Genomic DNA, 24,638 nt, shown 5'->3' on the forward strand with positions numbered 1-24,638 from the left:
TCAAGTCTTGTTCCGTCCGCCATCCGTTTCGCGGCGCCATGCGCCCGGACTGACGCCGACGATGGACGAGAACACCCGCGTGAAATGGCTCTGATTGGCAAATCCGGCCGAGATGGCAATCTCGGACAACGGCAGGTCGCGGACCGACATCAGTTGCTTGGCCGCCTTCACGCGCTGCTGGAGCAGCCATTGATGCGGCGGCAGGCCGGTGGAGATCCGGAACGCGCGTGAGAAGTGGCTGACTGACAGGCCAAGCTCGGTCGCGATCAGCTGCAGCGCGATCTTGCCCGAGAGATCGGAATCGAGCCGGTCACACGCACGTTTCACCTGCCATGGCGCGAGACCGCCGCGGCTCGGTTCTGCGGCTGGCTTCAGCCCACCATAGGTCTGGGCGACATGGGCGGTGAGCGCAAGCATCATGTGATCGACGAAAAGCTGGTTGGTCTCGTCAGGCCGACACAGTCCTTGCCGCAACGAGGCACCGACATGTCGAACGACCTCGTCGTCATGACCGACACCGGGCTCGTAGCTGAGCTCGCCAACGCGCGGCCCGCCCGGTTGCCTGGCAACACCGTTGAGCGCCGAGCGCGGCAAATAGAAGAAGAGCGAGTGAAACGGCTTGTCGATCACATAGCGCGGGTCGCGCTTGAGGTCATACAGATAGGTCGCACCTGCGCGAACATCCGCCTTGGTGACACAGCGGCCCTCCTCCCAGCATTCGCAATCCGGATAGTCGCGGAGTTTCAGGCTGAGCAGATAGGCATCTTCCGCAGCCAGCGAGCCGGAAATATCCGGTGTCGGATCGTCGTTGCGGACTTCGGTGACCGCGAGCTCGGCGCTGTGCAGCGAACGCGTGATCAGGACCGGTGCCTGCTTCGAGCGAAGGCCCTGCCCGAGCCTCTGTCCGTAGACGCCTGCTTGTGTCATTTCAGTAAATCCATCCGTAAAGGCACGTCTTCGCCGGCCCTCCCGAGATCCGCGCATTATCGGAGATCGCCGGCCGACGGTCCAGCTGCAGCGCATAACACGAAGCCGTCGCTGCAGGCCCTCGCACCGGACCCTGCCGCGATGATTTCATTGTGATTTCAGCGTGATGTCACAGGCCCGGCAGGGCGAAGGACAACACCGTTGGCCTGCCCGGGCAGATTGCCGCACGACTTCATCGTGCATTTTGGAAATGATTTGCGGCCTGCGCACGTCAGGCGGACCATTCCTCGCCCCAGACCTGGACGACGTGGCCCGGCGACACCTCGCGATATTGGCGCACGGGCGGCTGGTAGTCGGGCGCGCGCACCGGACTTCTGATCTCGTCGTTCGCTACCTCGCGCCTGGTGCCGCGGCGCGATGGATCGGGCACCGGCACGGCCGCCATCAGCTTCTTCGTATAGGGATGCTGCGGATTGCCGAACAGGGCCGCGCGCGGACCGGTCTCGACGATCTCGCCGAGATACATCACCGCGACGCGATGGCTCATGCGCTCGACCACCGCGATATCGTGGGAAATGAAGAGATAGGCAAGTCCCATGCTGGCCTGAAGGTCCAGCATCAGGTTGACGACCTGCGCCTTCACCGAAACGTCGAGCGCCGAGACCGCTTCGTCCGCGACGATCAGCTTCGGTCCAAGCGCGAGCGCGCGGGCAATGCAGATGCGCTGGCGTTGGCCGCCGGAGAATTCGTGTGGAAAGCGCGCGGCCATGTCGGCGGTGAGACCAACGCGAACGAGCAGGTCGGCGACCTTCTCCCGCGCCTGCGACGCCGTGGCGAGCCCGTTGGCGAGCAATGGGGCCGCAATCGCCGTTCCCACCGACATGCGCGGATTGAGGCTCGCGACCGGATCCTGAAACACGATCTGCATCTGCTTGCGGAAGTCACGCAAAGTGCGGGCACTCATGGCCAGCACATCCTGCCCGTCGATCAGAACGGTGCCGCTGTCCGGCTCCGTCAGCTTGAGAATGGAGCGGCCCGTCGTCGATTTGCCACAGCCGGATTCGCCAACCAGCGCCAGCGTCTCCCCGGCGCGCAAAGAGAAGGAGATGTTCTCGACCGCATGGACGCGGCCCGAGACCTTGCCGAACAGGCCCGAGCGGATTGGAAAGCGCGTCGTGAGATTGGAGACTTCGAGCAGCGGTCGCTCGGCAATCGAGACTGTATCGGGCGTCTCCGCCGGCTCGTCCGAGGTCCCCGTCGCCTTGTCGACGATCGGAAAACGCATCGGTCGGGTCCGCCCCTCCATCGAGCCGAGGCGTGGCACGGCCGCGAGCAGTGCCCTTGTATAGGGATGCGAAGGGGCTGCGAAGATGCGCGAGGTATGGTCGGTTTCCACCGCCTGACCGCCATACATCACCACGGTGCGGTCCGCGATCTCGGCCACCACGCCCATGTCGTGGGTGATGAAGAGGATCGACATCTCCTCTTCCTGCTGGAGCTCCTTCAGAAGCTCCAGGATCTGGGCCTGGATCGTGACGTCGAGCGCGGTGGTCGGCTCGTCCGCAATCAGCAGCCTCGGCTTGCAGGCCAGCGCCATCGCGATCATCACGCGCTGGCGCATGCCGCCGGAGAAACGATGCGGATGCTCGTGGAAGCGCGATTTCGCCGCAGGTATCCGCACGCGATCGAGCAGGCGAATGGTCTCGACCTCCGCCGCCGCGCGCGACAGGCCGCGGTGCTGGATCAGTGCTTCCGCAATCTGGAAGCCGATGGTCAGCACCGGATTGAGGCTCGTCATCGGCTCCTGGAAGATCATGGCGATGTCGTTGCCACGAACATCCTTCATGCTCGCTTCGGGCAGCGTCAGCAGGTCGCGGCCGGCAAGCCGGACGCTGCCTTCGACGCGGCCGTTCTCCTTCGGAATTAGCCGCATGATCGAGAGCGCGGTGACGCTCTTGCCCGAACCGGACTCGCCGACGATCGCCACGGTTTCCCCCGAGGCAATATCGAACGACACGTCGCGGACGACGGGACTCCATTGCCGTTCGCGGAGGAAGGACGTGGTGAGGCCGGAAACCGACAGCACCGGCGACGGCGCTTTGGCAGCGACGTGGTCAGCTCCGGTTGCGCCCATGCTCATGCCAGTGTCCTAATAGCCACGACTACGATCGACCCGCCCTGGCAGCTCCTCGCCGCGGCGGTGGCGCGCGATTACATCCAGCACGAAATCGACCGCCGTATCCGGCGTGGTCATGCTGGCGTTGTGCGGCGTGATCAGGATGCGCGGGTGGCTCCAGAAAGGATGCCCCGCAGGCAGCGGCTCCGGCTCGGCGACATCGAGGACGGCACCCGACAATGCGCCGCTGTCGAGCGCCGCGAGAAAGTCGGCTTCGACCAGATGCGGGCCACGCCCGACATTGACCAGCGACGCGCCGCGCGGCAGGCGCGCGAACAAGTCTGCATTCAGGATGCCGCGGGTCTCGTCGGTCAAGGGCAGCAGGCAGACGAGAATGTCGGTCTGCGCAAGAAAATCCGGCAACGTCTGCATGCCCGCGTAACAGGTGACGCCGTCGATCTCGCGCGGCGAGCGGTTCCAGCCGAGAAGCGGAAAGCCGAACACCGTGAGGCGTTCGAGCGCGGCCTGGCCAAGCTGGCCAAGACCCATCACGCCGACGCGACGACGTTTGGCCGGCGTGATCCGGATCTCGCGCCAGACCTGCGCCTTCTGCTGGCCGATGAAGTGCAGGAGATCACGGTGCAGGGCGAGCACCGCCATGGTGACGTATTCGACCATGGTCTCGGCGATGCCGGGCTCCAGCATGCGCACGAGCGGAATGTGCGGCGGAGCTTTCGACGCGTCGAACTGGTCGACACCCGCACCGACCGAGAAGACGAGCTCGAGATTTGGGAACGTCGTCGCGATGTCGTCCGGCGGCACCCACACCACGAGATAGCGGACGTCGGCGGGATCGCCGATGTCGGGCCAGAGCCGGAACGGCACATCGGGCGCGCGCTCGGCGAAGAAGCCCGCCCACTCAGCGCCCCGAACCATGTTGGCCTTGTAGAGAACCGTCATGCCGCAAAAACCCTCAGAATGGGCTGACCGGCGCGAGCCGGCGGCCGTCGATCAGGCGCTTGTGGCTGTAGGCCGCGGGATCGACCAGCGGCGTCGCGCCCGTCACGATGTCGGCGGCGAGCTTGCCGGCCGCAGGACCGATGCCAAAGCCGTGGCCGGAGAAACCGGTGGCCAGGAAGAAGCCGGGCATGGCGTCGACCGGCGAGATGACCGGAATGGTATCCGGCGTGCAGTCGATCGTACCGCCCCAGGCCTCCGCGATCTCGATGTCCTTCAATTCAGGATTCGACCTGATCAGCGAAGCCAGCGCCGCATTGACTAGGGACATGTCAGGCGCGGGATCGCGCACGCGCTCGGTCTCGAACGGCGACGGCTTGTCCAGGCTCCAGCTCGTGCCGCGCATGAGCTGGTCGAAGAAGGATTTTCCGAACGACAATTTCAACCCGTTCTTGCGATGCAGATAGGTCGGCCAGAAGGTCCGCGCGTAGCGGAACAGATCGGGCGACAGTTCGACCGTGCCGCGATTGCGCAGCGCCAGGGTAAAGCCGCCGTCGAGGCGGCGGCGGATGCAATAGAAATCGGTGCCGAGCGCGCCGGAGGTGATCTCCGGCCCCGGCGTGGTCCGGCATGCGGTGGCGTTGACGAGGCCGATCGGCAGCTCGATGCCGTGGCGTCGGCAGAACAACGACGACCACGCGCCGCCGGACAGCAGCACCGATTGCGTGCGAATGGTGCCCTTCTCGGTGACGACGGCGCTCACCCGTCCGCCTTGCGTCTCCAACCCGCGCGCGGCGCAGCCCTGGTGAATGGTGACGCCGTGTTTTCGCGCGGCGGTCGCAAGCGCCGGCACCGCCATCGACGGTTCGGCGCGCCCGTCGCTGGGCGTGTGCAATCCGCCGACCCATTTTTCGGCGTTGCCGGGCAGGCGCTCGGCGACCTCGGCCGGCGTCAGCACGGTGGAGTGGACCTGCATCTCGCGCGCGACCGCCGCCCAGCGCTCCCAGCTGGCGAGTTCGTCCTTGCTCTTGGTCAGGAACAACACGCCAGTGCGGCGGAAGCCGGCATCGACACCCGCATCGTTCTGCATGTCCTCCCACAGCCGCAGCGCCTCGCGGGCCAGCGGGATCTCCTCGCGCGCGCGGCCCTGCTGGCGGCACCAACCCCAATTGCGGCTCGACTGCTCGCCGCCGACATGGCCCTTCTCGACCAGGGCGACGGAGAGGCCCTTTTTCGCGAGATGATAGGCCGCGGAGACGCCGATCACGCCGCCGCCGATGACGACGACATCCACCTGCGCCGGCAGGCGTTCGTCACTGTTTATACGGGTGAGCGGCGGGGACATGGGACACTCCAGATATTCAGTTCGATCGAGACAGCTCGGCTCGTCGCTGGTTTGCAGATCACGGGATGTTCATCCGCGGATCGAGCGCGTCGCGCAGGCCGTCGCCGAGGAAGTTGAAGCTCGTCACCGCCAGCGTGATGGCGAGGCCCGGCGCAATCGCGAGCCAGGGCGCACTGGTGAGATAGATCTGCGCATTGTTGAGCATGTTGCCGAGGCTCGCGGCCGGCGGCTGGATGCCGTAACCGAGATAGCTGAGATAGGATTCCAGCAGAATTGCCTTGGCGACATTCAGCGTCGCCGCCACTACGATAGGCGCAACAGCATTGGGCACGAGCTCGCGGAACATGATCCGCAGGTTCGACGAGCCGAACGCGAGTGCAGCAACCGCAAACTCGCGTTCCCGCAGCGAGCGCACCTGCGCCTCGACGACGCGGGCCACCCACATCCAGGCGGTTGCCGCGATCAGCACGGTGGTGGTGACGAAGCCGGGCTCGATGAGCGCCGCGAGCGCAAGCAGCAGGAAGATGGTCGGAAAGCACAGCATGGCATCGACGAGCCGCATCAGCACCGCGCCGACCACGCCGCCATAGAAGCCGGCAAAGGCGCCGACGGCGATGCCCACCGCCATCGCGATCACCATCGCGACGAAGCCGATCGACAGCGAGACGCGCGCGCCCATCATCAGCCGCGCCAGCACGTCGCGGCCGAGTTCGTCGGTACCGAGGATGTGCGCGCCTGACAGCGGCGGTGCGAACCGCTTCATGATATCGATATAGGTGTCGTCGAACGGCAGCAGATAGGGACCAAAGACCGAGCCGAGGACGAGCACCAGAATGATCAACGCGCCCGCGAGCGCAAGGCGATGCCGGCGGAAGCGCCGCCACGCCGCCTGGCCCGGCGCAAGTTGATCGGTGGAGAGGGCGGCAGTCGTCATCCCTAGCCCACCCGAATGCGCGGATCGACGACAGCATAGAGGATGTCAGCGAGCAGCGACCCAATCAGCACCATGATCGCCGAGAACATCAGGATGCCCATCACTACCGGATAGTCGCGATAGCCGATCGAATCGAGGAACAGCCGGCCCATGCCGGGCCAGGTGAACACGGTCTCAGCGACCAGCGCACCACCGAGCAGCGTCGGAAACTGAAGGCCGCCCACCGTGATCATCGGCAGCAGCGCGTTGCGCAAGGCGTGAACCGTAAGGATTCGCCATTCCGGCATGCCCTTGGCGCGCGCGGTGCGAATGTAGTCCTGGTTGATGACTTCGAGCATCGAGGAGCGCATGAAGCGGCCCCACATCGCGGTCTCGACCAGCGCCAGCACCAGCGCCGGCGCAATAAGATGATGGAGCAGGTCGAGCAGGGAGCCGTCGCCCACGGTCTGCCGGTTGCCCGCCGGCAGCCAGCCGAGCTTCACCGAGAACACATAGATGGTGACGAGGCCGAACCAAAAGGTGGGGATCGACAGCGCGATCATGGCGCCGACGGTCGCCAGCGAATCGAACAGCGAATAGCGGCGCAGCGCACCGAGCACGCCAATCCAGCAGCCGAGCAGCACCGCGATGATGGTCGCCGTCGCCATCAGTTCCAGCGTGGCGCCAAGATGCGAGGAGATCACCGCCAACACCGGCTCGCCGTCGCGATACGAGCGGCCCCAATCGCCCCTCAGCATCCGGCCGAACCAGTCGAGATACTGGATCGGCAGCGAACGATCGAGGCCAAGCTGCCTGGTGACGCGATCGAGATCCTCCTGCGTCATCTGCGCGGACGCCGCGAATTGCGAGAGCGGGCCGCCCGGCGCCAGATGCAGGATGGCGAAGCCGATCGCGGACACGATCACCAGCAGCATGATCGCCTGCGCCAGGCGATTGGCGACGTAACGGGCCATCTCAGGCGATCTCGCGCACCTGAACCATCAGGCCCAATACCATTCGCGGATGTTCCAACAGTTGATCGACATGTTGATGTTGGGGCGGAAACCTTGCAGCCCTTCCTTCACGCCTTCGGCGATGAAGCCCTGGAACAGCGGCAGGATCGCGAGATCGTCGCGGATGAGCTTTTGCAGATTGCCATAGGTCGTCTTGCGCTGCGCCAGATCGAACTGCTTGGCACCTTCGGCGAGAAGCCGATCCGCCTCCGGGTTGCGATACTGATAGGTGTTGTAGCCGCGGCCACCCTTGGCAGGAATGGCGCCGGAGCCGAAGCGGGGCGTCACGTCGGGGTCGCTGCCGAGCATGAAATTCACCCCCACGATCACCGAGTTGAATTTTGATTGCTGCCAAAAGTCGCCCCAGATCACGGCGGCCGGCATGTTGTTGACGCGCATCGCGGCACCGATTGCGCGCCAGTCCTGGATCAGCAGCTGCTGGGTCTGCTCGCGCACCGCATTGCCCGACGTCGTTGAATTGGTGAATTCGAGCTTGACGCCGCTCTTCTCGCGCACGCCGCCAGAGCCACGCACCCAGCCGGCCGCATCGAGCAGCGTGTTGGCTTTGGCCGGATCGTATTTGTGCTGCGGCAGCCCCTGCTGGAACGACCAAGCCTGTTGCGGCACGAAGCTTTCGGTCTGCGTCGGCAAGCCGTAGTTCAGCGCGTCGATGATCGCCTGCTTGTTGATCGCGAGGTAAAGCGCCTCGCGCACCGTGCGGTCCGCCAACGCGCCGAACTCCAGATTGGGCGCGATGTGCTCCACCGACGAAGTCGAGGAGACGAAGATCTTGCGGCCCTTCAGCGTCTTCGCCTCCTGGACGAAGTTCGGCAGAATGCCTTGCAGGCCGGTATAGTCGACCTGGCCGGTGCGGAACTGGGTGTAGAGCACGGTGAGGTCAGGAATGTACTTGAACACCACGCGTTCGACGTACGGCCCCTTGCCGTGATAGCCCGCATGGGCATTCAGCTGAATGTGGTCGCCCGGCACGCGCTCGCCCCAGCGGAACGGTCCGGTGCCGACGGGCGCATTGTGGAACGGCGAGGCGTTCGGATCGGTCACCTTCTCCAGGATGTGCTTGGGCACGATGAAGGTCAGCGATCCCAGGATCGACATGTAGGGCGAATAGGGAGCTTCCATGCGCCAGTGAATCTCGTCGGGCGCGACGACCTTGATGTCCTTCACGAGACTATGGCCGACGCGGCTGCGCGCGCGGAAATCGGGATTGTTGATCAGCTCGAGCGAGAACTTCACGTCCTCGGCCGTGAACGCCGTGCCGTCGTGCCATTTCACGTCGCTGCGGAGCTTGATCTTCCAGGTCAGGCCGTCGGCCGACAGGCCGCCATTCTCGATGGTCGGGACTTCGCGGGCGAGGTCGGGAACGAACTTGCCGTCGGGGTCGATGAACCAGAGCGGCGAGAACACCTGCCACCAGATGCCCTGATCGACTTCGATGCCCGGCATCAGGGGATGAAAGACCGTCGGCTCCTGCGACAGCGCCGCGATCACCTGCCCGCGCGGCTTGTCCGGCGGATTGGTTGGACGTTCGGTCTGCGCAAATGCGTGGCCCGAAAGCGTCCATCCCGCCGCGGCGCCCGCGCCGAGCTGAAAGATCTGACGGCGATTCGGATTGCCGAGATGCAGTGCCCCAACGCCGAACTTCCCGGTGTCGTCCGCCATGACCACTCTCCGTTTTCGCACGCGGCACCGTCTCCCGCGCCCCGAGATCCCCGGCAAAGGGACAGGAGTGGGCTTTAGTGCTTCTAAATTTTTCTACCAAAAGTTCATCACGACTAAATACAGCTGTCAATCGCATTGCTAGGATGCGCGACCTTTTCACTCCGACTGGAAGCTTCGGACCGTCGTTGTCCGGGGCCGAGATGATGCATGGGAGAGCGACATGGATGGTCGCGGCGAGATCAACGATCCGAAAGATGCCCCGGCGACCGAGGCCGACGATGCCGTCGACCAGCGCCTCGGCGAGACCGTGCGGCTGCTGCGGCAGCGTGCGGGCCTGTCGATCCAGGACGTCGCCAACAAGACCGGCCTCTCCAACGGCATGATCAGCCAGCTCGAACGCGCGCGCGCCATGCCGTCGATACGCACGCTGCGGCTGCTCAGCATCGCGCTCGACGTTCCCATCTCCTATTTCTTCGAGACCACCGACCCCGCCGACGTGCAGCGCTATATCGTGCGCAAGAACAGCCGGCGCTTGCTGCGGCTCACCACCAGCGGTGTGGTCAAGGAAGCGCTGACGCCGGCAGACAAAGGCCAGCTCGAGCTCTACGAGCTCACGCTCAATCCTGGCGCCTCGTCCGGCACCGACTTCCTGCAGCACACCGGCGAGAAGGCGGGCTATATCCTCTCGGGGAGCCTGCGGCTGTGGCTCGACAACCAGGCCCATCTGCTCGAGGCCGGCGACAGCTTTCGCTTTCCGAGCATCGTGCCGCACATGTTCGACAACCCGACCCAGCAGACCGCCCGCGTGATCTGGGTGACCACGTTGCGCCAGACCGATTCGCCGGCAGGTTGAAGCGCCATCCGACCGGCACCACCGCAAATTGCCCCTCGACGCCGCCGCGCGGAATCTGTAGCTCACACTGTCGCTGACGTGGCGCCGGACATTGACCGGGCGGACACGGGGGGCCGCGACTGACGCGTTGGTGTGAGACCATGAAACTCAGGGAGCTTCTGACACTCGCGATGGCCGCGCAGGTCATCGTGACCGCGGCGGCTCTCCTCGTCTCCTATGCCGCGACCGGAACCGGGTTCGGCGTTGCTCAGATTGTCGCCCTGCTCGCAAGCGGCGCCATTGCCGTCCTGCTCGCGCGTCTGTGCACGCGCGCGATCGAAACCGCGCAGGAAAAACGTGCCGCCGCGCAACTGGCCGAGCAGGCGCGGGCCAGCGCACAGATGACGCAAGCCGTCATCAAGACCGCGCTCGACGCCTTCATTCAGACCGACCAGAGCGGCATCGTGCTGGAATGGAGTCTTCAGGCCGAGGCCCTGACCGGATGGACGCGCAAGGAGGCCCTCGGCACCGATGTCGTCGACCTCCTCATCGCCGAGCCGCTGCGCGACGGCTTCAGGCAACGCATGATGCGGCTGCTGCCGGAATTGTCGGATACGCCGATCGGCATCCGGTTCGAAGCGACCCTGCTGCACCGGGACGGCGACGAGATCCTGATCGAGGCCTCCAGCACGGCGCTCCGCATCGGGGAGCGCACCCTCATCAACAATTTCGTCAAGGACGTTACCCAGAAGCGCGCCGCCGCGGAGCAGCTGATCCAGGCCCAGAAGATGGAGGCGATTGGCCAGCTCACCGGCGGCATCGCGCACGAATTCAACAACATGCTCACCGTGATCACGGGCACGATCGAGATCCTCGCCGACGCCGTGAAGGACAATCCGCCGCTCGCGACCATCACCAAGCTGATCAGCGACACCGCCGATCGCGGCGCCGCGCTGACGTCGAGCCTGTTGTCCTTTGCCCGCAAGCAGGCGCTCAAGCCGGCCGAGAGCGACATCAACGTACTGCTCGAAGAGCTCGCAAAGCTGCTGCTGGCAACCTTCGACAAGAAGATCGAAATCGTGACCCGGCTCGACGGCAACGTCTGGCTCGCCCTCGTCGACCGCGGCCAATTGAGCTCGGCGCTTCTCAACCTCGCGATCAACGCCCGCGACGCGATGCTGGATGGCGGCAGACTGACGCTGACGACGCGCAACGTCGTGTTCGGCGTCCGCGAGGCCGTGGCGGTCGGGGCCGGCTATGCCGGCGATTATGTCGAGATCGAGATCGCGGACACCGGCACCGGCATTCCGCCGGCCATTCTGGAGCGGATCTTCGATCCCTTCTTCTCGACCAAGGACGTCGGCAAGGGCACGGGGCTCGGGCTCAGCATGGTGTTCGGATTCATCAAGCAGTCCGGCGGCGGCATCAAGGTCGCTTCCGAAGAAGGACGCGGCACGACTTTCGCGATCTACCTGCCGAAGGCGGAGGCGAGCACGCTTCGTCCTACCGGCTATGACGAGCGCAAAGTCGTGGGCGGGACGGAAACCATCCTTTGTGTCGAGGACGACCGCGACGTCCGCCAGTACGTCACGGTCCAGCTCGAAAGCCTCGGCTACAAGGTCATTCCGGCCGCCAATGCGGCCGAGGCGCTCGCCATCGCGGCCGAAGGCACGCCCTTCGACCTGCTCTTCACCGACATCGTGATGGCCGGCAGCTTGAATGGACGAGAGCTCGCCGACGAGATGGTGGCCGCGCGCCCCTCGCTGCGGGTGCTGTTCACGTCGGGCTATGCCAACGACGCCCCGCATGCGCAGGGACGCGCCACCAAGGGCGCGCCGCTCCTGACAAAGCCCTACCGCAAGGCCGAGCTCGCGCGCATGCTGCGCCGCTCCCTCGACACCGCCGTCGACGCGGCTGGCGATCCGATCCCGACGCCCTATTCGGTGCAGGCCGATCTCGAAGGCTTTCTGCGCAGGCAGGCGGCTGAGCGCGACAGGCGCTAGGGCCAGTCTTGCGCATGGACAGCGCATGGCTGCTGCGCAACACTCCGTCTCAGTTACAATCCCATTGGAGGCAAGCCATGACGTCACTCGAAAAGGGCATCACCGCGAACGGTACGGGCTATGGCGGCAAGACCTGGAACATCCTGGGCCAGGTCTATTTCCCCAAGGCCGTCACCGACTCGACCTTCGCGTTCGAGACCAACAGCGATCCCGGCCAGTTCGTGCCGGTGCACATCCATCCGACCCAGGACGAATTCATCCTGGTGCAGGAAGGCACGCTCGACCTCAAGCTCGACGGCAAATGGGTCAAGGCCCACGCCGGCGACCTCGTGCGCCTGCCGCGCGGCATCCCGCACGGCTATTTCAACAAGTCCGACAAGCCGGCCCGCGCGTTGTTCTGGGTCTCGCCGATGCAGAAGCTGGAGGCGCTGTTCAACCAGCTCCATGACCTGACCGACCCGGCCGAGGTCGTGCGCATCTCGGCGCTGCACGAGGTCGACTTCCTGCCGCCCGAAGCCAACGACTAGGCTACGATCCCCCAACCGACGAATCGTTGGGGGAACCGGCCATGCCTGCACGACATCAATTCCTCGCCATCATCGCCGCGCTTGGGCTGCTCCTCACGACGTTCGTCCCGAGCCAGGCGCAAACGATTACGAGCAGGCAATCGGAGGCGGTTGCGACCTACGAGCGTGCGCTCGGCGATTTCAAGGCGATTCTGGCCGAGCGGCGGCGCCAGATCGACGCCAAGGAGCCGCTGCCGAACCTGCCGGGACAGGCGCTGTATCTTGCACGCGTCGCGGTGATCAGTGCTTACAAGGATCTCACCGACGCCATGCCGTCGCGGATCGGCAGGCCCAACAAGTTCGAGATACCGCCGGCCTATTTCGATGCCGACATCGAGCCGCTGGTCGACGAATACTCAAAACTGTTCGAGATCATGGAAGCGCCGCCGGCCGGCGCGCAGAACTCGGCGACGCCGTTCAAGGACGTAGTCGATCTCGCAGTTGCGATCGCGCGCGCCAAGGGGCTTGCGCCTGACCACGCCGAAGCCGCGGGCCGGATCAGCCTCGGGCTGTTCTTCGCCGAGACCAACGGCAAGCAGAACGTCCGCAACGGGCGCTCGAACACCTATATGGGCAGCTTCCAGACCGGCCCCTCCGAGGACCGCAACGGCCGCAGGAAATGGGAGACCATCAAGGCCGAGATCGCGGCCGCCGATCCCGAGTTGAGCGCGCGCGACGACAAGGAGGAGGCGCGCGCCCGCGGCAGCGATCATCGCTTCAATCACTGGACCAACGTGCGCGACGGCCTGATGAACGCGCATGCGGATGTTTTCCGGGAGATCCCGGGAATCGTGAAGACGCTGCCCGACCCGATCGACCAGATGAAGCTGTTCGAGCTGATCCAGATCGTTCCTACGCCGACACGGTCGGCGCTCAAGTCCGGCGATCTCCTGAACTACAGGGTGTCGAGTCCGACCATCATGAAGCACCTGCGCAACAACAGCATCTTCGCATTCGGACAGGCCGACCGGGCGCGCACCTCGGCAAGCTTCCGGGAAATCCTTGGCGCGATGTGGCTGTTCAAGCGGAAATTCGAAAAGGCGATGGCGAAATATGCGGAGATCAAACCGCGCTGAGGGGCTGCTCGCGGCGTGGCACGCGGGTGAGAGGCGCCAGCCCGCGGGCATCCGCACCGCGGAGCCGTAGGGCCTGCTCTACTCCAACGGGATCGTCGCGTTCTTTGTGAGATTGTTGTCATGGGCCTCGCCCAAAATCCAACGCTCGTGGCGACGAGGACTCCTGCCGCACAACCGCGCTCCGAAGGGCCGTCAAAGGCGCTTGGTGAAATGGTAGCGACGAATGCCGCCACCTATGGTCTTGTTGCTGGCGGCTGCGGCAGTCTCTTCGCGTCCGCTTTGGTATCCCGCGTTTCGATACAGAGCCAGCGCGTCCCGCTGAAGCTCCGACGTGCTCAGCTGCAGTTGTTGCCGATTTCGCCGGCGGCATTCATCCTCCGCGAACGCCAGCATCTTTCGCGCAATTCCCTGGCGCCGCAAGCCGGGAGCGACGTACATGCGCCGCAACTCCATCGCATGCTCGCCTGAGGCCTCGAGACCGAACATGCCGACGATCTCGTCGTCGGCTACGGCGACCCAGAAACCGCCGTTCTGACTTGCATAATAATCCGCGAGCCGATCGATCTCTTCGGCGAGAGAGTGGACGATGTAGCGTTCAAACGCCTCCGCCATATGCGCTGGAGCCAATAGACGATTCACCCGGATGAACAGCTCGCGCACGGCAGCGGCATCAGGCGGCGCAAAGGCGCGAATCTCAATCTCTCTTGTCATGGAGGCGCTGCCGCCGCTACTCGGTTCTTATCGACGAATCCTTCAGACCATTGTTGTCATACGCCTTGCGCAAGGTGCCGTTCGTCACCGCCTCGTTCATGAACTTGCTCACGAACGCCAAAGCCTGGCTGCGGCCGAGCGGGACGGCGACGGCCGTGACGGTCTTCTTAAACGTCTCGTCGAGCACGCGCGTGCCCGGAATCTTCTGCGCCATCTTGTTGAGCTGGTCGCGCGACAGGGCGAAGGCATCGATCTCGCCGCTCCTCAGGAGGCCGAAGATCTCGTCATAGGTCTGGTAGCCCGTAACTTTCGCGTTCTTCAGATGCGCGACGGCGCCGCGCATGGTCGTGGTGGCGTTGACGGCCGCGACCTTGATGCCGGGCTGGTCGAGCGTGGCGAAGTTGGTGACGCTCGAGCCTGATTTGACGATGTAGGTGGCATCCGCGACCTCGTAGATCGGGCCGAACATCATCATGGTCTCGCGCTCGGGATCCTTGGGGAGCCAGGTGACGTCCCAAGCATCTTTTTCAAGAGTCCCCTTCGATGCCGCATCGGTGATCTGGCCGGAATTCTGGTGCACGACATATTCGACGGGGACGCCGAGCTGGGCGGCCATCTCCCTGCCGAGATCGACCGGAACGCCGGCATAGCCGGCTTCGGTCTTGGTGGACCAGAACGCGCCGCCCGCCGGGCTGATTGCGATCGCGACCCGCAGCTTGCCGGTCGGTGCGATCTCGTCCTTCAGACCATCGGCTAGCGCGGGCATGGCAACGGCCGCGGCGAGAACGAGGCCGGCAAGGACTGATTTAAGGACCGACTGGAGAGACGTGGGCATGTCATGATCTCCCGACCTCTTCTTTTATTCTTCTCTTGTTGGTCCCGACTGCTTCGCGTGCCGCCGCCGGGCCCTTGACATAATTCTGGTCGATCGTGCGCGCGATGAAAAGCGGTTTGTGATTGCAAAACTGCCAAAGGCCACAGCGCAGTCTGCAGTGCAAGGTCGACGACTGCCATGGCTATGGTGTTCCACGTCCGGGCATTTGTTGGTAGCCTCCCGCCCCGACAGACAGTAACCGGGGGCCACCGAATGACCTGCGCGAATCCCGCATCTCCCGCACGACGCAACGGAGCGTGGAGACGTGTCGGGCGGGCACTGGCCGCCGCCATGGCCGTGGCCGCGCTCGCCGGCTGTGAGGACAAGAATACGTTCGTCGCCCCGCCGCCGCCCAAGGTGGACGTCGCCGCGCCGGTGCAGCGCCCGGTGACGCGGTATGTCGAGGCCACCGGCAACACCGCGCCGGTCAAGAATGTCGATCTCGTCGCGCGCGTGCAGGGATTCCTGCAATCGATCGACTACCAGGATGGCGCGTTCGTCAAGCAGGGTACCCAGCTGTTCACGATCGAGCCCGAGACCTACAAGCTCAAGCTCGACCAGGCGCAGGCGGCCGAGGCCGGCGCACAAGCCTCGCTCCGGCAGGCGGAAGCCGACTTCAAGCGGCAGAGCGATCTCGTGCAGCGGCAAGCGGTCTCGCAAGCGACTTTGGACAGTTCGACCTCGAACCGCGACAACGCACAGGCCAACCTCCAGCAGGCCCAGGCCAACACCCGCCTCGCCGAAGTCAACTACGGCTACACCAAGGTGAGCGCACCATTCGACGGCGTCGTCAGCGCGCATATGGTCTCGATCGGCGAACTCGTCGGGGTCTCCTCCCCGACTCAACTCGCCTCCATCGTCGCGATGGATCCGATCTATGTGAACTTCACAGTCAACGAGCAGGACGTGCTGCGCATCCGTGCCGAGGCCGCTCGCCGCGGCCTCACTGCCGCCGACATGAAGCAATTCCCGATTCAAATCGGCCTGCAGACCGAGGCCGGCTATCCGCATGAGGGCAAGCTCGACTATGTCGCCCCGACCCTCACCCAGTCGACCGGCACGCTCGCAGTGCGCGGTCTCGTGCCCAACGACAAGCGGGTGCTGCTGCCCGGCTATTTCGTCCGGGTCCGCGTGCCCTTCACCCAGGAGAAGGACGCCCTGCTCGTGCCCGACACCGCGCTCGGCAGCGACCAGGGCGGCCGCTATCTCCTCGTCGTCAACGGCGACAACGTTGTCGAGCAGCGCAAGGTGCAGATCGGTCCCGTGGACAACGGCTTGCGCGTGATCGAAAGCGGCTTGAAACCGGAGGACCGCGTGGTGACGTCAGGGCTGCTGCGAGTAATCCCGGGCCAGAAGATCGACCCGCAGGTGACCAAGATCGAGCAGCCGCAGGCGTCTGCCAAGTAAGTAGGAGCGCCTGCCATGATCTCAAAGTTCTTCATCGAGCGGCCGGTCCTCTCGAACGTCATCGCGCTGCTGATGATCCTGATCGGCGGCGTCGCGCTGTTCAACCTCGCGATCGCGCAATATCCCGACGTGGTGCCGCCGACGGTGCAGGTCACCACACGCTATCCCGGCGCCAGCGCCAAGACCGTGATCGACACGGTTGCCTTGCCGATCGAACAACAGGTCAACGGCGTCGAGGACATGCTCTACATGCAGTCCTACAGCGGCTCCGACGGCACCTATACGCTGACCGTGACCTTCAAGATCGGCACCGACCTCAACTTCGCGCAGGTGCTGGTGCAGAACCGCGTCTCCAGCGCGCTGTCGCAACTGCCCCAGTCAGTGCAGAACCAGGGCGTCACCGTGCAGAAGCGGTCGACGTCCATCCTGCTGTTCGTGACGCTGACCTCGCCGGACAAGACGTTCGACAGCCTTTATTTGAGCAACTACGCCACCATCAACCTCCGCGACGAACTCTCGCGCCTGCCCGGCGTCGGCAACGTCACCGTGTTCGGCGCCGGTCAATATTCGATGCGGGTGTGGCTCGATCCGAACAAGCTGCAGGTCCGGGGCCTGGTGCCGCAGGACGTCATCCAGGCGATCCAGCAGCAGAGCCAGCAGGTCTCCGCCGGCCAGGTCGGCGCACCGCCGACACCGTCTGGACAGGCGTTCCAGTACACCCTCAACGTCAACGGCAGGCTCGACGACACCACCGAATTCGAGAATATCATCGTCAAATCGGGCACCAGCGGCGACGTCACGCGGGTGCGCGACGTCGGCTGGGTCGAGCTCGGCGCGCAGACCTACAGCCAGATCTTTTCGCTGAACAAGCAGCCGGCCACCGGCATTGGCGTGTTCCAGTCGCCGGGCGCCAATGCACTCCAGGTCGAGCAAGCCGTCGAGAAGAAAATGGCGGAGCTTGCAAAGGCCTTCCCGCAGGGCATGAAGTACGACACGCCGTTCGACACCACCAAATTCGTGCAGGCCTCGGTGCACGAGGTTTACATGACGCTGATCGAGGCCGGCCTGCTGGTGCTGGTCGTCATCCTGGTGTTCCTGCAGGACTGGCGCGCGATGCTAGTGCCGGCAACCACGGTGCCGGTCACAATCATCGGCGCGTTCGCCGCCATGGCCGCGCTCGGTTTCACCATCAACATGTCGACCTTGTTCGCCATCGTGCTCGCGATTGGCATCGTCGTCGACGACGCCATCGTCGTGGTCGAAGGCGCGGCTCACAACATCGAGCAGGGCATGAACGGCCACGACGCCGCGATCAAGGCGATGGACCAGCTGTTCGCGCCGATCGTCGGCATCACGCTCGTGCTGATCTCGGTGTTCCTGCCGGCCTCGTTCCTCGCGGGCCTCACGGGCCGGATCTATTCGCAATTCGCGCTGGTGATCGCCGCGACCGCGCTTCTGTCCGCCATCAACGCGGCGACGCTGAAGCCGACGCAATGTGCGCTCTGGCTGCGGCCGACCGTGCCGCCGGAGCAGCGCAATTTCTTCTATCGCGGCTTCAACGCGGTCTACAACCGCGTCGAGCGCGGCTACACCCGACTGATCGGCGTGCTGTGCAGGAACAGCACGATCTCGGTCGCGTTCGCGCTGGTGCTGATCGGAATCGGCGGCTACGGGCTGTCCCGGGTGCCGACCGGCTTCCTGCCGATCGAGGACCAGGGCTACCTGATCGCCGCCGTGCAACTGCCCGACGGTGCCGCGCTGGAGCGGACCCAGAAGGTGCTCGACAGAGCCAGCGAGCTGATCAAGGACACGCCCGGAGTTCAGCAGGTCATCACCATCGCCGGCATCTCCGCACTCGACAACAGCGCCAGCCTTGCCAATGCCGGCGTCGCCTACATCATCCTGAAGGACTGGGACGCGCGCAAAGGACCGGGCGAAGATCTGCGCTCGCTGGTCTACGGGCTGAACGACAAGCTCGCGGTCATCATGGAGGCGCGCACGCTGGTGCTGCCGCCACCGCCAATCCAGGGCATCGGCAACGCCGCCGGTTTCTCGATGCAGGTCGAACTGCGCGACGGCAACAGCGATTTCGCCAAGCTCCAGGCCATCACGGGCGCGATGGTCAGCAACGGCCAGAGCCAGAGCGCGCTGCAGCGCGTGCAGTCGTCGTTCCGCTCCTCGGTGCCGCAATTCAACGTCGAGATCGACCGCATCAAGATCCAGACCCTGCACGTCACGACCGACCAGGTGTTCGCCGCGCTGTCGACCTATCTCGGCTCGTCCTATGTCAACCAGTTCAACAAATTCGGCCGCGTGTTCCAGGTCTACACGCAAGCTGATCCCGCCTTCCGCGTCACCGAGCGCGACATCGCCAACATGATGGTGCGCAATTCGAACGGCGACATGATCCCGATCGGCACCGTCGCCACGATCACGCCGGCCACCGGCCCCTCGCTGATCAGCCTCTACAATCTCTATCCGTCCTCGACCGTCATCGGCCTGCCGGCGCAGGGTTACTCGTCCGGCCAGTCGCTCAAGCTGATGGAGGAGATCGCGGACAAGACGCTGCCGCCGGGCACCGGCTTCGAATGGACCGCGATGTCCTATCAAGAGAAGGCCGTCTCCAACCAGATCTACTGGGTGTTCGGGCTCGCCATGCTGCTGGTCTATCTCGTGCTCGCCGGCCAGTACGAGAGCTGGTACGCACCGATCTCGGTGATCCTGGCGGTGCCGCTGTCATTGCTCGGCCCCATGCTGATCCTCAATGGACTGAAGATCGACAACAACCTCTATTGCCAGATCGGCCTGATCCTCTTGATCGCGCTGTCGGCCAAGAACGCCATCCTGATCGTCGAGGTCGGGCTCGAGCTGCACGGCCGCGAAGGCAAGCCGGTGCTGGAATCCGCGATTGAAGCTGCGCGTGCCCGCTTCCGCCCGATCCTGATGACGTCGTTCGCCTTCATCCTCGGCGTGGTGCCGCTGGTGATCGCGACCGGCGCCGGCGCTAGCGCGCGCAAGTCGATCGGCATCACGGTGTTCTCGGGCATGCTGGCCTCGACCTGCCTCGCGGTACTGTTCGTGCCGGCGTTCTTCGTGGTGGTGCAGCGCTTCGAGAACTGGCGCGCGTCGAAGAAGACGCCGAAGGCGGTGGCAGTGGCCGAAGTGAAGTAAAAGACGCGACCATCTACCACAGCCGTCATTGCGAGCGCAGCGAAGCAATCCAGAATCTTTCCACGGAGAAACTCTGGATTGCTTCGTCGCAAGGGCTCCTCGCAATGACGGCAAGGAGACCCCGTTACGCCTTCTCCGCAGGGGCCTGCCGCACCTCACCGCTCGAGACCAGGAGCACCGAGACCTTTGCCTGCCTGAGCACGGCGTCGGCGACGCCGCCGAAGGAGAGGTGGTCGGCCTGGATGCGATCGACGCCCATCACCACGAGATCGACGGCGGTGGTCTCGATCTCGCGCAGGATTGCCGCTTCCGGCGCCCGGTTCGCGCGCAGGGTCGTGGTGATGTCGACGTCGTAACGGGCGGCGAGATCGCTGGCGTCCTTCAGGATGCCGGTCTCCTGGCTCAGACCACGCGAGGCGCCGCGCTGCGCGCCCTTGTCGCGCGTCGTCGCGACATAGATCACCCGGAGCGAGCCTGATCCGGCCTGCGCCAACGCGACCGCGACCTCGGCGCCGCGCTTGGAGACACCGCTGCCGGAGACCGGAACGAGGATGTTGAGCGCCTCGGGCATCGGCTGCTTCAGGTGCTTGCCCTTGGCCGCCACGATCGCAAGCGGCCCTTCGAACTCCGCTGCGATGTCCTCGATCTTGCGGTCGAATCGATCCTTGGTGGCCGCGACCTTGTCGATGCCGACGACAAGGAGATCGAAGCCCTTCTTCGCTTCGTCTCCGATCGTCTCACCGAGCCCGGATTTGCGGACCCGCGTCGTGACATCGACGTTCCGGACATCCTGGTCACCGGTCGCTGATACCGCTTCAGCTGCCTTCTTCACCACCGCCTCGTGGCTCTCCGCCTCGCCGCTCTCCTTCTCCTGCTCCTTGGCGCGCTTGCCGATGTGCAGCACGGTGATCGGCAGGCCGCGCATGCCGGCGATCAGGCCGGCGATGTGGGCGGCGAAGCTGGCGTTGACGCTTTCGTCCACCGCGAGCAAGGGACGTTCGAGATTGGCGACGAATCCGCGCTTCTCGAACTCTTCCCGCTCCAGGCGCTCCCTCTCCTCCTCGTTCATCGGCAGCTTCGCCAGCGCCGCGCGCAGCATCGGCGGCATGGCCATCGTGGTCACGATCGCCATGGTCACGATCATCGTGAACAGGTTCTGGCTGAGCACGCCGATCGAAAGACCGATGGTGGCGATGATCACCTCGGTCGAGCCACGCGCATTCATGCCGCTCGCGAGGGCCAGCGACTCCCGTGTGTTCAGCCCGCCCACGGTTCCGCCGACGAAAGCGCCGCCGAACTTTCCGACGCTGGCGATCACGACCAGCAGCCCGGTGAGCATCAGCAGATGGGGATCGCGGAGCACCGTGAGGTCGGCGCTCAAGCCGGCCAGACCAAAGAACACCGGCATGAAGAAGCTCGAGATCAATCCGCGCAGCCGCTCGTCGATTTGCCGCGTCAGGATCGGAGACTCCCCGACCAGAATGCCGGCGACAAAGGCGCCGAGCACGGTGTGTACGCCGATCAGATGCGTGATCAGCGCCATGGCGCACATCATCAGCACGATTACCGTGATAACGGGCGCGGTGCTGACGAGAGTGTCGTTGGCCCATCGAATGAGCTGGAACGCGAGGCGGCGGCCGATGGTGAAGCTGACGGCGAGGAAGGCCAGCGTGCCCAGCACGGCTTTCGCCACCGAGGCGATATCCAGCGTGCCGTGCGAGGCCAGGCTGAAGATGACGGCGATGATGATCCAGCCGATGGTGTCGTCGATGACGGCGGTGGCGACGATGATCTGGCCGACATTGCGGCGCATGAAGTTCATCTCACGCACCACCACCGCGACGATCTTCACCGAGGAGATCGACAGTGCCGTGCCCATGAACAGCGACGCAACCAGGCGGGCTTGCGGATTCGGCAACAGCGCATCCGGCAGGAACTCGCCCAGCACAAAGCCGCAGGCGAAGGGCACGAGGATGCCGGCGATCGAGATCGCGATCGCGGCCTTGCCGACCTTCCTGACCAGCTTGAGGTCGGTCTCCATGCCGGTCAGCAGCAACAGAAGCAGGATGCCGAACTGCGCGATGCCGTCGATCATCGCTTTCTGCTCGGGCGTTTTGGGGAAGATCGCGTGCTGTGCGTCAGGCCAGACCCAACCGAACAGCGACGGACCCAGCAGGATGCCGGCGAGCAGTTCGCCGATCACCGAGGGCTGGCCGAGGCGCTGCATGATCTCGCCGAGACCGCGGCCGACCGCGATCAACAGCACGATCTGCGCTACCAGCAGGAATTCCGAGGGACCGGCCGATTTGCCGCCCTCGGCACTGGCCGCAACGGTGGTGAGGACGAGAGCCGCGGCGACAAGGCCGACCGGTCGGAGCAGGCTCCACTGCATGCAGGAATTTTCCCCCTTCATCTGGCCCGGCGAGGTGCCGGGATGACGGAGATAGAACCCGCGGGAGGTGCAGCGGGTTCCTGTCGCTTGCGGCGGGTTAGGGAGGCAACACCAAAAAACGCGAAAACAACCCCATGCACAGTAGGGATGAGGTTGAAAAGACTGGAGAAAATTTTGTGTGCGCCGAAATCGAATTTCGCCTTTGCCGAAAATGCTTGCTCCGTCGGGCAAAACACTGGCATGGTGGCATCATGAGTGGTCTGCGCAAGGTGCCTCCTCATCCCCCGTCATTGCGAGCGCAGCGACTTGTCCGCCGAAGCTTTAGCGAAGGCGGAAGCAATCCAGACTGCCGCCGCGGAAAGATTTTGGATTGCTTCGCTGCGCTCGCAATGACGACGTGGAGACAGCCGCGCCTCACGCCGATCCCTCACACCGCCTGCGGTGTCCTGATCTCGCGCGGGAGAATGATCGCGGCTGCGATCGCGAGCAGGCAGAGCGCGGCGAAGGCATGCAGCATGGTGACGAAGCCGCCCTGCTCGTAGAGCCAGGCGACCAGGCCGACCGAGGCGCCGGCGGCGGTGAAGCCGATGAAATAGCGCACGGCATAGGCGCGCGAGCGCCATTCCTCGCTGGTGTATTTGCCGACCATGGCGTCGTTGACCGTGACCTGCCCGAACGCGCCCATGACGATGCCGATCGAGACCAGGATCAGCGGCAAATTGGACAGGCTCGCGGCCAGATACAAAAACGGCGCCAGCATGAAGGACAGCGGCAGCGCCACCGTCTTCAGCGAATAGCGGTCGAGCAGCCGGCCGATCGTGTACTGCGTCATCGCGCCGAACACGTAGACGCAGGCCGCGATGACGCCGAGCAGCGCCGGGCTTTTGGTGAGATCGGCGAGCCGCTCGGCGAACAGCTTTGGCAGCGCGACGGTGACGGCATTGAACGTGGTGGAGATCGCGATCACCACGATCAGCAGCGACAGGATCACGCGCCACATGTCCTGCTTGGCCACGCGCGCCTGCGCTGCCGCCTGCTTCGAGCCCTTGCGGTCCTCGTGCACGACCATCATCGCAAACGCGATGCCGATCAGGATGGTCACGATGCCGGGGACGATGAAGGCGAAGCGCCAGCCGAGATACTGGCCGATCACGCCGGTGACCAGCGCCGACGATGCAACGCCGAGATTGCCCCAGACGCCGTTGATGCCCATCTCGCGGCCGAGCCTGTCGGCGTAGGACACGATCATGGCAGTGCCGACGGGATGATAGATCGAGGCAAAAATGCCGATCGCGAACAGGGCCGCGCCAAGCTGTGCCGGGGTCTGCACGAATCCGACCGAGATCATGGAGGCGCCGATGCCGACGAAGAAGATCAACATCATGTGGCGGCGGCTCCAGCGGTCGCCGAGCCAGCCGGTGAGCAGCGAGCCCGCGCCGAAGGCGACGAAGCCCGGCGTCGCATAAGGCAAGAGTTCCGAATAGGCCATGCCGAGCGCCGGTCCCATGATGATCACCGCGGCGGCGAAAATCAGCATCGCGTAATGGTCGATGAAATGGCCCGCGTTGACGAAACTGATCACCCGGCTGGGGCTGTTCATTCCGAATCCTCTCCTGCTCCGAAATGAGTTATATGTCTTGGGCATGACGGGATGCTGCCAATGACTGTCGTCGAGACGCCAATCCTCCGGGCGGTCCGGAGCAACCATCGCTCGCCCGCGGGCGTGCATCTGGTCGCGCGCGACTACCCCAAGGGCATGCGGATCGCTCCGCATATGCACCGCGAGGCGCAGCTGATCTATGCCGCCAGGGGCACGATGCAGGTGACGACCCCCGGGGGACGCTGGCTGGTGCCGCCGGACCGCGCGGTCTGGGTCCCCGCCGGGCTCCAGCACGCCATCGATCTGCTCGCCGACATCGAGATGCGCACGCTGTATTTCGACCTCGCCTGGTTGAAGCGCGAGCAGCGCCATGAGGGACTGACCAAGGAATTCGTGGTGCGGGTGTCGCCGCTGCTGAATCAGGCGATCCTCGCATTGTTCGACGCGCGCAACACCGAGGAGCGGACCGATCTGCTGGTTCGGCTGGTGATGCTGGAACTGGTCCAGGCCGAGGATTCCGCGACCTTCGTGCCGCTGCCGCACGAGCCGCGCTGCCGGCGCGCGGCCATGATCGTGCTCGACGATCCCACCGGCCTGCACGACATCGACGCGCTGGCGCGCGAGGTCGGAACCTCCGCGCGCACGCTGTCGCGGCTGTTTTCGACAGAGACGCAGCTGAGCTTCAAGAGCTGGTGCCAGCGCGCAAGAATCGCGGCGGCGATCCAGCGGCTGTCGACCGATGCCAATGTCTCGGTGAAGCAGCTCGCGACCCAGCTCGGCTATGCCAGCGTGCCGGCATTTTCGGCCGCGTTCCGCCAGGTGACGGGGCGAACGCCGACGGAATTTGCGACACATTCGGTGTCATCGCCCGGCTTGACCGGGCGATCCAGTACTCTGGGACGGCGCGACTAGAACCGAAAAGCTGCGGCGTACTGGATGCCCCGGTCAAGCCGGGGCATGACAGCTTTCTTTGGGTTTTCGAAACGCACGCCCCCGCTAAACTTGCCAAATTCCCCCGCTTGATTGTGATCGGCTTCCGCCCAAATCCCGTGTAA

18 protein-coding genes are annotated in these 24,638 nt (G+C 64.7%); 7 read left to right on the forward strand and 11 right to left on the reverse strand.

Translation table 11 applies throughout. From position 1 onward, the window contains the following. The 7 genes from BRA1417_RS0134620 to BRA1417_RS0134650 form a co-directional block, all read right to left on the reverse strand. The gene (locus BRA1417_RS0134620) at positions 1-927 is read right to left on the reverse strand and encodes an AraC family transcriptional regulator (RefSeq protein ID WP_027519729.1); all 927 of its coding nucleotides are present in this window, start codon (positions 925-927) and stop codon (positions 1-3) included. Between the two features lie 271 nt (positions 928-1,198). Beyond that, on the reverse strand, positions 1,199-3,067 hold the full coding sequence (locus BRA1417_RS0134625; protein ID WP_027519730.1) for an ABC transporter ATP-binding protein: 1,869 nt from the start codon (positions 3,065-3,067) through the stop codon (positions 1,199-1,201). A gap of 9 nt (positions 3,068-3,076) precedes the next feature. Further along, positions 3,077-4,003, reverse strand: coding sequence for a glyoxylate/hydroxypyruvate reductase A (locus tag BRA1417_RS0134630; protein ID WP_027519731.1), 927 nt, complete (start codon positions 4,001-4,003; stop codon positions 3,077-3,079). Positions 4,004-4,016: 13 nt separating this feature from the next. Further along, on the reverse strand, positions 4,017-5,345 hold the full coding sequence (locus BRA1417_RS0134635; protein WP_027519732.1) for an FAD-binding oxidoreductase: 1,329 nt from the start codon (positions 5,343-5,345) through the stop codon (positions 4,017-4,019). Between the two features lie 58 nt (positions 5,346-5,403). Next, positions 5,404-6,279: an ABC transporter permease gene (locus BRA1417_RS0134640; RefSeq protein ID WP_027519733.1), complete on the reverse strand. Its 876-nt coding sequence runs from the start codon at positions 6,277-6,279 to the stop codon at positions 5,404-5,406. 2 nt (positions 6,280-6,281) lie between these two features. Continuing rightward, complete coding sequence (locus BRA1417_RS0134645) at positions 6,282-7,232, reverse strand: ABC transporter permease (protein ID WP_027519734.1); 951 nt, start codon at positions 7,230-7,232, stop codon at positions 6,282-6,284. A 27-nt stretch (positions 7,233-7,259) separates the two neighbouring features. Then, the gene (locus BRA1417_RS0134650) at positions 7,260-8,951 is read right to left on the reverse strand and encodes a peptide ABC transporter substrate-binding protein (protein ID WP_027519735.1); all 1,692 of its coding nucleotides are present in this window, start codon (positions 8,949-8,951) and stop codon (positions 7,260-7,262) included. 220 nt (positions 8,952-9,171) lie between these two features. Here BRA1417_RS0134650 and BRA1417_RS0134655 point away from each other — a divergent pair, with 220 nt between their 5' ends. The 4 genes from BRA1417_RS0134655 (at position 9,172) to BRA1417_RS0134670 (ending at position 13,428) form a co-directional block, all read left to right on the forward strand. Then, positions 9,172-9,804: a cupin domain-containing protein gene (locus BRA1417_RS0134655; protein WP_027519736.1), complete on the forward strand. Its 633-nt coding sequence runs from the start codon at positions 9,172-9,174 to the stop codon at positions 9,802-9,804. Between the two features lie 140 nt (positions 9,805-9,944). After that, positions 9,945-11,786: an ATP-binding protein gene (locus BRA1417_RS0134660; RefSeq protein ID WP_027519737.1), complete on the forward strand. Its 1,842-nt coding sequence runs from the start codon at positions 9,945-9,947 to the stop codon at positions 11,784-11,786. Positions 11,787-11,863: 77 nt separating this feature from the next. Beyond that, entirely contained in the window at positions 11,864-12,313 is a 450-nt protein-coding gene (locus tag BRA1417_RS0134665) for a cupin domain-containing protein (RefSeq protein WP_027519738.1), read from the forward strand. Positions 12,314-12,354: 41 nt separating this feature from the next. After that, positions 12,355-13,428 carry a hypothetical protein gene (locus BRA1417_RS0134670; protein WP_027519739.1) on the forward strand — a complete coding sequence of 358 codons (1,074 nt, stop codon included), beginning with the start codon at positions 12,355-12,357 and terminating at the stop codon, positions 13,426-13,428. A gap of 192 nt (positions 13,429-13,620) precedes the next feature. Here BRA1417_RS0134670 and BRA1417_RS0134675 read toward each other — a convergent pair whose 3' ends face one another. After that, positions 13,621-14,088, reverse strand: a complete 468-nt coding sequence (locus BRA1417_RS0134675) for a GNAT family N-acetyltransferase (protein ID WP_245286314.1) — start codon at positions 14,086-14,088, stop codon at positions 13,621-13,623. A gap of 67 nt (positions 14,089-14,155) precedes the next feature. Beyond that, positions 14,156-14,974, reverse strand: coding sequence for an ABC transporter substrate-binding protein (locus BRA1417_RS0134680; protein WP_027519741.1), 819 nt, complete (start codon positions 14,972-14,974; stop codon positions 14,156-14,158). A 252-nt stretch (positions 14,975-15,226) separates the two neighbouring features. Between BRA1417_RS0134680 and BRA1417_RS0134685 the strand changes: the two genes are divergently transcribed. Together BRA1417_RS0134685 and BRA1417_RS0134690 are read left to right on the forward strand one after the other, a co-directional pair. Beyond that, positions 15,227-16,420: an efflux RND transporter periplasmic adaptor subunit gene (locus BRA1417_RS0134685; protein WP_027519742.1), complete on the forward strand. Its 1,194-nt coding sequence runs from the start codon at positions 15,227-15,229 to the stop codon at positions 16,418-16,420. 15 nt (positions 16,421-16,435) lie between these two features. After that, entirely contained in the window at positions 16,436-19,591 is a 3,156-nt protein-coding gene (locus BRA1417_RS0134690) for an efflux RND transporter permease subunit (RefSeq protein ID WP_027519743.1), read from the forward strand. A 124-nt stretch (positions 19,592-19,715) separates the two neighbouring features. Here the strand turns inward: BRA1417_RS0134690 and BRA1417_RS0134695 are convergent, their stop codons facing one another. After that, positions 19,716-21,983, reverse strand: a complete 2,268-nt coding sequence (locus tag BRA1417_RS0134695; RefSeq protein ID WP_027519744.1) for a cation:proton antiporter — start codon at positions 21,981-21,983, stop codon at positions 19,716-19,718. A gap of 427 nt (positions 21,984-22,410) precedes the next feature. Next, positions 22,411-23,583 carry an MFS transporter gene (locus BRA1417_RS0134700; protein ID WP_027519745.1) on the reverse strand — a complete coding sequence of 391 codons (1,173 nt, stop codon included), beginning with the start codon at positions 23,581-23,583 and terminating at the stop codon, positions 22,411-22,413. Between the two features lie 60 nt (positions 23,584-23,643). Here BRA1417_RS0134700 and BRA1417_RS0134705 point away from each other — a divergent pair, with 60 nt between their 5' ends. After that, positions 23,644-24,495 (forward strand): helix-turn-helix transcriptional regulator, encoded by an 852-nt coding sequence (locus BRA1417_RS0134705; protein WP_027519746.1) that lies wholly within the window; start codon positions 23,644-23,646, stop codon positions 24,493-24,495. Positions 24,496-24,638 lie beyond the last annotated feature (143 nt).

Source organism: Bradyrhizobium sp. WSM1417, assembly GCF_000515415.1.
Lineage (GTDB): Bacteria > Pseudomonadota > Alphaproteobacteria > Rhizobiales > Xanthobacteraceae > Bradyrhizobium.

Coding starts and splice junctions, on each gene's coding strand:
- BRA1417_RS0134620 (WP_027519729.1), bottom strand. CDS start 927: ATGACACAAGCAGGCGTCTACGGACAGAGGCTCGGGCAGGGCCTTCGC.
- BRA1417_RS0134625 (WP_027519730.1), bottom strand. CDS start 3,067: ATGAGCATGGGCGCAACCGGAGCTGACCACGTCGCTGCCAAAGCGCCG.
- BRA1417_RS0134630 (WP_027519731.1), bottom strand. CDS start 4,003: ATGACGGTTCTCTACAAGGCCAACATGGTTCGGGGCGCTGAGTGGGCG.
- BRA1417_RS0134635 (WP_027519732.1), bottom strand. CDS start 5,345: ATGTCCCCGCCGCTCACCCGTATAAACAGTGACGAACGCCTGCCGGCG.
- BRA1417_RS0134640 (WP_027519733.1), bottom strand. CDS start 6,279: ATGACGACTGCCGCCCTCTCCACCGATCAACTTGCGCCGGGCCAGGCG.
- BRA1417_RS0134645 (WP_027519734.1), bottom strand. CDS start 7,232: ATGGCCCGTTACGTCGCCAATCGCCTGGCGCAGGCGATCATGCTGCTG.
- BRA1417_RS0134650 (WP_027519735.1), bottom strand. CDS start 8,951: ATGGCGGACGACACCGGGAAGTTCGGCGTTGGGGCACTGCATCTCGGC.
- BRA1417_RS0134655 (WP_027519736.1), top strand. CDS start 9,172: ATGGATGGTCGCGGCGAGATCAACGATCCGAAAGATGCCCCGGCGACC.
- BRA1417_RS0134660 (WP_027519737.1), top strand. CDS start 9,945: ATGAAACTCAGGGAGCTTCTGACACTCGCGATGGCCGCGCAGGTCATC.
- BRA1417_RS0134665 (WP_027519738.1), top strand. CDS start 11,864: ATGACGTCACTCGAAAAGGGCATCACCGCGAACGGTACGGGCTATGGC.
- BRA1417_RS0134670 (WP_027519739.1), top strand. CDS start 12,355: ATGCCTGCACGACATCAATTCCTCGCCATCATCGCCGCGCTTGGGCTG.
- BRA1417_RS0134680 (WP_027519741.1), bottom strand. CDS start 14,974: ATGCCCACGTCTCTCCAGTCGGTCCTTAAATCAGTCCTTGCCGGCCTC.
- BRA1417_RS0134685 (WP_027519742.1), top strand. CDS start 15,227: ATGACCTGCGCGAATCCCGCATCTCCCGCACGACGCAACGGAGCGTGG.
- BRA1417_RS0134690 (WP_027519743.1), top strand. CDS start 16,436: ATGATCTCAAAGTTCTTCATCGAGCGGCCGGTCCTCTCGAACGTCATC.
- BRA1417_RS0134695 (WP_027519744.1), bottom strand. CDS start 21,983: ATGCAGTGGAGCCTGCTCCGACCGGTCGGCCTTGTCGCCGCGGCTCTC.
- BRA1417_RS0134700 (WP_027519745.1), bottom strand. CDS start 23,583: ATGAACAGCCCCAGCCGGGTGATCAGTTTCGTCAACGCGGGCCATTTC.
- BRA1417_RS0134705 (WP_027519746.1), top strand. CDS start 23,644: ATGACTGTCGTCGAGACGCCAATCCTCCGGGCGGTCCGGAGCAACCAT.